The organism is Streptococcus orisratti DSM 15617 (assembly GCF_000380105.1).
Classification (GTDB): domain Bacteria; phylum Bacillota; class Bacilli; order Lactobacillales; family Streptococcaceae; genus Streptococcus; species Streptococcus orisratti.
This window is the reverse complement of record NZ_KB904522.1, coordinates 1-4,258: the sequence shown is the minus strand read 5'-3', so window position 1 is coordinate 4,258 and position 4,258 is coordinate 1. Positions and strand designations below refer to the sequence as shown.

Genomic DNA, 4,258 nt, shown 5'->3' with positions numbered 1-4,258 from the left:
ATGTTAAATTATGGCATTCAGAATAAAGAATGAGTGCCTGTATTTTTCTATGATGTGGAGCATTATTTTTATCTTTAAGGGCCTGTTTTAATTCCTCGATTTGGGAGGACGTCAGTTCTTTTGTCATAATACTATTATAACGCTATTTCTGATTTTTGTTAAGTATTAGTAATAAATAACCTGTGGTGCTAGTCAACATCAAAATACACTAAAAAGCCCAAATAGACTATACTGTAAATGACAAAACAGGCAGGAGGTAGTCTAAATGAGCCACTTACAGTGTACCGCTAAATCTCATCATTACAATAGGATATGAAGCAATTATCAAAAATTGTCATCAACTTTATCATTTGAAAGTTCTAAAATGAAGTTAACCACTTAGGATATCAAAAAACATCTCAGAAAGATATAATTGTAATCACCACAATAATAAATTAAAAGGACTCTGAGATGCAAGACTATTACACACCAAAAGGGAAGCATTTAACACTAGCAGATCGTAGAAACATTGAACGTCGGCTTAAAGAAGGGTATTCCCATCATGAAATTGCCAGAAGATTAGCCAAAGCTCCTCAAACGATTAACAATGAAGTCAAGCGGGGACGAGTTAGACAACAAGTACGTAAGGGAAAATATGAGCTGGTTTACTCGGCCGACTTGACACAGAAAGTCTATGAGAATAACCGTAAACGCTCTATTAAGCAGGTTTCTTTAACCGAGGAACTAAAAGAAAAAATCGTTCACTATATCAAACAGAAATACTCTCCTGAAATGATGGTAATGGCAAAAGGTATCAATGTCCCCGTCTCAACCATCTACTACTGGATTCACCACGGGCATCTATGCTCACGTCACTCAAAAAGCAAAAAATGAAGTCGCTGACAAGTTTGCGTCCTACATTGGTTTTTAAAATATGGGTATCACGGTGGGTATCAAAATAAAAAAACAGGCCTTCCGAAATCTCGAAAAGCCTATTGTTAAGCCATTTTCAGACTTACTTAGCGATTGGGTAAACAGATACTTGTTTTTTATCGCGTCCCTTACGTTCGAAACGTACAACACCTTCAACCTTAGCAAAAAGTGTATCATCTCCACCACGGCCTACATTGTGACCTGGATAGATGTGAGTTCCGCGTTGGCGGTAAAGAATTGATCCACCTGATACAGTTTGTCCGTCAGCTGCCTTAGCACCAAGACGTTTAGCTTGCGAATCACGTCCGTTAGAAGTTGAACCTCCACCTTTTTTGTGGGCGAAAAGTTGCAAGTTAGCAAGATTCATTTTTAACATAATGTTGTTTCCTCTCTGAAGTTAGTTTTTGATCAAGACTTTTGTCGAAACGTATTCTGCTGAATCACGTCCCAATAAAGTCATGCCAAGTCGAAATGAGTCAAATAGAATTTGAACCACTTCTTTTTTGGATACCCTCTCAAAATCTGAAAAATCAATTTCGAGATGACCACCATCCTCTTGATTTAAGTTGTAATCTGGAATATAATCTGCCAGATCTTCCAAAGAATTTAAAAAGTTTAAAATCAGGGTGCTGACAGAAGCACACATGACATCTTGACCATAGTCACCATAAGCGGCGTGTCCCGTTACTTTTATGGCTACAGGCTGACTTGAAGCAAGCTGGGTAATGGTTGCTCTAATCATGTGGTCTATCCAAAATTAAGCGTTGATAGCGTTAATAACAACTTTTGTATAAGGTTGACGGTGACCTTGTTTACGGTGGCTACCTTTTTTAGGTTTGTATTTGAAAGTAACAACTTTCTTTTGTTTTCCTTGTTTTTCAACAGTTCCAACAACAGTAGCTCCTTCAACAACTGGAGTACCAACTTTAGTTGTTTCTCCACCGACAAGAACAACTTCGTTAAAAGTTACTTCTGCTCCAGCTTCAACATCAAGTTTTTCAACGTAGATAGCTTGACCTACTTCAACTTTAACTTGTTTTCCACCAGTTTTGATGATTGCGTATGTGCTCATTATGCACCTCCTATAGAATTTTGTTGCGAGGTTTCCCTCTGTGAAGACTCGCCTAAATCGTGAGTGATAGACACTACTTAAATAACAATTTTCGTGCGGTTGCACAGGATGTGCATTTAGTCAACGTTGCTATTTTATCACGACTTACTTTCTTTTTCAAGAATTTTGTGCGATTTTTTTGAAAAATAGCCCAGCTTTTTAGTTAACTGCGGTGAAAACCTTATCTCGAAAAAAATCTGTCATTATATCACTAAAAGTCTTTAAATGGGGTTGCTTGACTGTGCTGATAATCTGATAAATTTCTTCATCTTCTTGATAAGTATGCATTAGAGGTTTGAAACCCTGTCTTTCATAAAATGCCAGTCTTCTGAGACGTTGCTGATAATTGTCCGCGCCTTCCTCAATTGGCTCAATAGTGATTAACTGCTCTCTAGCATTAGCTTGCTCGGACAAATCGTTAAGGATATCTCTTCCAATCCCTTGTGATCGATATTTTTTATCCACCGCCAGCATTAATATATAATAGAGCTCTGCCTTTTCTATAGTATAAGCAAAACCAACCAGTTCATCCTGACTAAGATAAAGGTGGAACTTTCCCTTCCTGCGCAAGCTATTAACCAAAAGCAGTCCTAGTGAGATGCGCTCTTGAGGTGGAAAAGCATCATAGTAGATAGATTTCAAGTCATCTAGCCTATCTAGTCGCAAAGCACAACGCCTTATTTCCATTTGAGAGCCACCAAATCATTCATTTCTTGATAGGCAGTGTCAACCTTTTCTTTCATTGTGTCGTCTAGCTTATCACGATATTTGCCACCTTCAATGAAATCTTCAAGAACTAGCGTACGGTAATCGTAAAGTTCAAAACCATCTTTGCCAATCACTCCTGTTCCTGTTGCCCAAACCATGGTTGGATGTGCTTTGACTGTCTTAATCGTCGTCTTTTGGCCTTTCTTCTCAAAAGTAACATCCATCAGGAGCCCCCGCTCCGTCCAAATATCATCAACTGTTTCCAAACGCTGATTTGAGATAAAATTTCCCATGGAATAGATGATAAATTTTTGCTCACCATTTTTTTCGATTGTCTCTGATGGCTCGACAACATGGGGATGACCACCGAAGATAACATCTGCTCCCCAGTCAATCATTTTATGATAGAGAGTTACTTGCTCATCAGTAGGTTGTCTCTGATATTCTACTCCCATCTGAGGCATAACGATAGTGACATCAGATTCTTTTTCAGCTTTTTGAATGTCTGCTTTGATTTTTTCTTCATCAAGATCCGACATATGTGCTTCGTACTCTTCTGTGGTCAGATTGGCTTCCATACCATTGTAAGCATAGGCATAGCCTAGAATGGCAATTTTAATGCCATTGACCTTCTTGATGAGAATATTCTCTTTTGCTCGATTTTCTTTGTAAAGGCCAATGGTCGAAATTCCAAGATTTTCAAAGGTTTCAACGGTATTAATTGCCCCATCAAGTCCTGAATCTAAGATATGGTTATGTGCCAAATCCACAACATCATAGCCCGTGTCTTTAATTGTCTGAGCAATTTCACTAGGTGCATTAAACAAAGGGTAACCTGCCAATGGATAATCAGATGCAATTGTACCTTCATAATCACCAATGGCTAAATCAGCCTCGCTTATCCAATCTTTTACATAGGTAAAATAAGGATTGAAGTCATAAGTTCCATCCGCTTGCTCTGCACTCATATAGAGCAAATCATGAATGAGAATATCTCCGTTAGCAACAACGCGAGCTGTTTTTACCTTCGGACTTATTTTGGTCTTTGATGCTGAATCTGTCTCAATATTTCTCTCAAAAACTAGACTATAAATGGATGAACTTACTAGTACGACTGCTAAAAAACTCAAACAAGCTAAAATGGTGCGTTTATATTTCATATTCCCAAACATTTCTTTTTCCTCCTTGCTCCATTATACCATTTTTTCTTGAAACTGTTTTCATCAAATTGTTCAAACAAAAAAGAGTAAGAAACCCCGCGTTGTAAAATGAAGTGCAACAAAAAAGACATGCTCGTCTGATATACTAGAATTCCCCAACTCAGTATAGAAAGCAGATGAACATGTCCACTAATCATTCTACCAAAAAATCGTTATACTCACACCTTTCAGCCTCTGAACGCGGAGAAATCAGCGCCTATCTCAAGATGGGCAAGAACCCCTCTGAGATTGCTCGTCTGCTTGGGCGTCATCGCTCAACCATCAGTCGTGAAATCAAACGAGGAAGTGTTTCTCAGGTTCAAGATAA

Annotated in this window: 6 protein-coding genes, 1 pseudogene and 1 other annotated feature; of the genes and pseudogenes, 2 read left to right on the top strand and 5 right to left on the bottom strand. The window is 38.3% G+C overall.

Annotated elements, in window-relative coordinates; all coding sequences use genetic code 11:
• Positions 1–450 precede the first annotated feature (450 nt).
• A pseudogene (locus tag A3I7_RS0111400) lies at positions 451–843 on the top strand (transposase); the annotation flags it as partial.
• A gap of 151 nt (positions 844–994) precedes the next feature.
• Here the strand turns inward: A3I7_RS0111400 and rpmA are convergent.
• From rpmA to A3I7_RS0111375, 5 genes are all read right to left on the bottom strand, one after another.
• Positions 995–1,288, bottom strand: a complete 294-nt coding sequence (rpmA, locus tag A3I7_RS0111395; RefSeq protein WP_018376869.1) for a 50S ribosomal protein L27 — start codon at positions 1,286–1,288, stop codon at positions 995–997.
• A 21-nt stretch (positions 1,289–1,309) separates the two neighbouring features.
• A complete protein-coding gene (locus A3I7_RS0111390; protein WP_018376868.1) occupies positions 1,310–1,654 on the bottom strand; it encodes a ribosomal-processing cysteine protease Prp in 345 nt (114 codons plus the stop codon).
• 15 nt (positions 1,655–1,669) lie between these two features.
• Positions 1,670–1,984, bottom strand: coding sequence for a 50S ribosomal protein L21 (rplU, locus tag A3I7_RS0111385; protein ID WP_018376867.1), 315 nt, complete (start codon positions 1,982–1,984; stop codon positions 1,670–1,672).
• Positions 1,985–2,018: 34 nt separating this feature from the next.
• Positions 2,019–2,095 (bottom strand) — a sequence feature (ribosomal protein L21 leader region).
• An 87-nt stretch (positions 2,096–2,182) separates the two neighbouring features.
• Positions 2,183–2,710: a GNAT family N-acetyltransferase gene (locus A3I7_RS0111380; protein ID WP_018376866.1), complete on the bottom strand. Its 528-nt coding sequence runs from the start codon at positions 2,708–2,710 to the stop codon at positions 2,183–2,185.
• The gene (locus tag A3I7_RS0111375) at positions 2,701–3,903 is read right to left on the bottom strand and encodes a CapA family protein (RefSeq protein ID WP_018376865.1); all 1,203 of its coding nucleotides are present in this window, start codon (positions 3,901–3,903) and stop codon (positions 2,701–2,703) included. The genes A3I7_RS0111380 and A3I7_RS0111375 overlap by 10 nt, the downstream gene beginning before the upstream one ends.
• 170 nt (positions 3,904–4,073) lie before the next feature.
• On the opposite strand from A3I7_RS0111375, the gene A3I7_RS0111370 reads away from it, so the two are divergent.
• A partial coding sequence (locus tag A3I7_RS0111370) for a helix-turn-helix domain-containing protein (RefSeq protein WP_018363747.1) occupies positions 4,074–4,258 on the top strand: 185 nt, incomplete at its 3' end.